Source organism: Hominilimicola sp., from assembly GCF_046972485.1.
GTDB lineage: Bacteria > Bacillota > Clostridia > UBA1381 > UBA1381 > Hominilimicola > Hominilimicola fabiformis.
The window spans coordinates 1-3,990 of sequence record NZ_JBKVWU010000166.1 but is presented as its reverse complement, the minus strand read 5'-3'; the positions used below and the strand labels follow the sequence as shown (position 1 = coordinate 3,990).

Below are 3,990 nucleotides of genomic sequence, written 5' to 3'. Positions count from 1 at the left end.
CGGCTAACATAACTGTATATTCGCCGATACAACTTGGCGATGTAACAATCAAACTTGCTTATGACGGAAATACGGTATTTGAAGAAGAAGCAAACATATCACCGACCGATATATTTACAAAGAGTGTTTCTATTCCTAACATAGATGAAACAAAGCTTACACTTGCCGTATATAAAGACGGAAACAAATTATTAAGCTACACTCCTGTGGGCGAAAATGACGAGGAAACACCTAATCCGGCAGAGGCATTGCCTGAACCGCAATTTGTGGAGACAACCGAAAAACTGTTCCTTGCGGCTACACATTTAGAGCAATACCGTCATGCTACATATTCGCCTGAAGATTATTACCTTGAGGGATTGAAACGAGATGAAACAGATATTCGTCTTAACAACGGATACGGAAAGTATTTGTATAATAAGGGCAGATTTGCAGAAAGTGAAAAATATTTCAGACAGGCTATTAAATCATCAACTTGGAAAAATCCTAATCCATATGATTGTGAACCGTATTATAATTTAGGATTATCATTAAAGAAACAGGGTAAAATCAATACTGCATTTGACGCGTTTTATAAAGCTGTTTGGGACGGAAATATGCAGGATAAAGCATTTTATCAATTAGCCTGTATTGCATCGGGCAGAGGTGATTATAATGATGCGTTGGAATATATAGAAAAGTCGCTTGTAAAGGGAATGCATAATTTAAAGGCAAGAACTTTAAAATCGGCATTGCTCAGAAAACTCGGAAAAAATGCAGAGGCAACAGAATTTGCAAAAGAAACACGCAATATAGACGCATTAGATCACAGTGCATATTATGAACTTTACAAAATAACCGGTAACGGCTTAGACGAAATGCAAGCTGTTATGCGTGGTGACAATCATAACTATATCGAACTTGCACTTAGCTATATGTCAGCATATTTGACAGATGACGCAATCGAAATATTAAAACTTGCACCGAATGGCAATGAGCCTATGGTGCATTACTATCTGTATGCACTGACAAATGACAAATCAGAACTTGATAAGGCTGAAAATTCTGACAGCCTGTATTGTTTCCCGAACAGACTTGAAGATATAGCTGTATTGGAAAATGCAATATATAACGGCGGTAATTATGCTGCTTATTATCTTGGCTGTTTGTTCTATGACAAAGGCAGATGGGAAGAATCAAAAGAATTATGGGAAAAGTGTGCGGATAATATAACACTTCCGACAGTGTATAGAAATCTTTCACTTGTTTATTACAATAAATTAAAAGACGGTGTCTTAGCACTAAAATCAATGGAAAAAGCATTCAGTATTGATAAGAGTGACGCAAGAATATTCTTTGAACTTGATCAACTGTACAAAACACTTAATTTCTCTCTTGAAAAGAGATTGGCAAATATGAATGAAAATTCTGACTTACTTGAAAAGCGTGACGATTTATATACGGAATATATCACATTGCTTAATATGAACGGCGAATATGATAACGCATACAATCGTATTATGAACCATAACTTCCACCCTTGGGAGGGCGGTGAAGGTAAGATACCTGCTCAGTACAGAATTGCGCTTATTAATAAGGCTAAAGCAGAAAAAAATACAGAAAAAGCAATAGAATATCTTGAAAAAGCTCTCGTTTATCCGTATAATTTAGGTGAGGGCAAGTTAATCGGTAATATGGATAACGATATATATTATATGCTTGGTAACTTGTATGAAGATAAGGAAAAGTCCGAACAGGCATACAGACTTGCAGCAAGGGGTGAATTTAATCTTTCTTCGGCGATGTATTATAACGACCAACCGCCGCAGATGATGTATTATTCCGCAAAAGCGATTGAGGCACTTGGAGATAAAGACGAGGCTAAAAAGAGATTTAACGCATTTATTGAGTATGCAAATAATCATATGAATGATGAAATGAAAATTGATTACTTTGCTGTATCATTACCGGATTTCTTGATATTCGAAGGTGACTTAAATAAAAACAATAAGGTACATTGTAATCTTATGGCGGCGCTTGGATATTTGGGTATAGGTGATAATGATAATGCTCAAAAGTATGCAAAACAAGGACTTGAATTAAATCAATGCCACGCAGAACTCAGAGATATAGTAAAATAGGTGATACAATGAAAACAATAGATTTAAGCGGAAAATGGAATTATAAAACAGATATTGACAATAGTCAGACAATAGACAGCATAAAATTTGAAAATAATAATTTTAATCTTCTGGGTTCAACTTGTGATAATCATATAGGCAAAAAAACAGAATACTTTGACAAAATATCAAAAGAGGCTGTACGTGCACCGAGAGAGCGATATGAATATATCGCTCCTCTTTGGCTGCAAAAAACGGTCAACATTCCGAATGATACAGACGGTAAAACTGTCAGACTGTTTATGGAGCGAGTTAATATAGCATCTGAATTATGGATAGACGGTGTGAAAACAGACAGACAAATAATTGAGCTGTCCACACCTCACATATACAATTTAACAGGCAAAATAACTCCGGGCGAACATATGTTTACACTGAAAATCGACAACAGAAATTTGCTAAACCTTGATACAATGGCAAGCGGATACAGTGTCGATACGCAAGGATATTGGAACGGTGTTATCGGACGCATTGAACTGCAATATGAAGAAAAAGAACATATTGACAATATTCAAGTATATACAGATGACAAAGGCATAACGCTTAAAGTCGTTGAAACATCGGACGTACATTCTCCGTTTAAAACGGAGAAAGCGACTGTTACCGTAAATGTCACTTCACCAAAAGGAGATTTACTTGGAGAAAAAATATTTGAAACGAAGGTGTTTAATTCAAAACAAGTCGATTATTTCAGATACGATATTTCCGAAATAGATTATTGGGACGAATTTAATCCTAATTTATATACTGTAACAGTTAAATATGAATGTAACGGTCATACCGATATAAAATCCGTAAAGTTCGGTATGCGAACAATAAAAACGGAAAATAAAAAGATTTTGCTTAACAACAGACAAATTTCTCTGCGCGGTACAATAGATTGTGCGATATATCCGCTTACAGGTTATCCGCCTATGGATATTGAGGTGTGGCGAAAAAATTTCAAGACTATCAAAAGCTATGGCTTAAATCACGTTCGTTTTCACGCATGGTGTCCGCCTGAATGTGCCTTTAATGCGGCTGACGAAATAGGAATGTACATATCTGTTGAAATGCCGCTATGGCTTAATCATGATGTATGTGCACTTGAAACGGGTGAAGACCCGATACACCGTCAATATTTTATGCAGGAGGCTATTAATATCTCAAAAACATACGGAAATCACCCTTCGTTTATAATGTTTTCAAACGGTAATGAAAATATGGGCGATTTTGATATGCTTAACGACATAACCACTTGCATAAAGGCTTATGATAACAGAAGAATTTATACGCTTACGACGAACTTCGACCACCCGATTATGCCGTGTGAAGATTATTTGTGTGCATATGAGGCAGGCGGTCACAATGTCAGAATACAAAACTGTCAGGATAAGGCGGCTGAAAATACGTCGCTTGATTATTCCTCTGCGGTAAAAGATGTGTCTGTACCTATAATTTCGTTTGAAGTGGGGCAGTATTGTGTATATCCTGATGTTGACTTGATTGAAAAATATACAGGCAATATTCTGCCGGTAAACCTTGACGCAATTAAAAAATTTATGATTGAAAAGAATGTGTATCATAAATTGAATGATTATATTAAAGCGTCGGGCGACTTAGCTGTTAAGCTTTATAAAGAAGATATCGAGGCGGCACTTAGGACAAAAGATTTCGGCGGTTTTGAACTTTTGTCGCTGTCGGATTACACAGGTCAAAGTACAGCGACTGTCGGCGTACTTGATGTGTTTTATGAAAGTAAAGGCTTGATTTCGCCAGATGAATTTAAAAACTTTGCCGGTGAGGCAGTACCGTTATTTAAGGCAAAGAGAATATTTAAAAATACAGATAC

Annotated in this window: 2 protein-coding genes; both read left to right on the top strand. The window is 36.3% G+C overall.

What is annotated here, in order from left to right; all coding sequences use genetic code 11:
* A partial coding sequence (locus tag ACLTU0_RS11175) for a tetratricopeptide repeat protein (protein ID WP_412322509.1) occupies positions 1–2,120 on the top strand: 2,120 nt, incomplete at its 5' end.
* 8 nt (positions 2,121–2,128) lie between these two features.
* Positions 2,129–3,990: glycoside hydrolase family 2 TIM barrel-domain containing protein (locus tag ACLTU0_RS11170; protein WP_412322508.1), on the top strand; the 1,862-nt coding region annotated here is incomplete at its 3' end.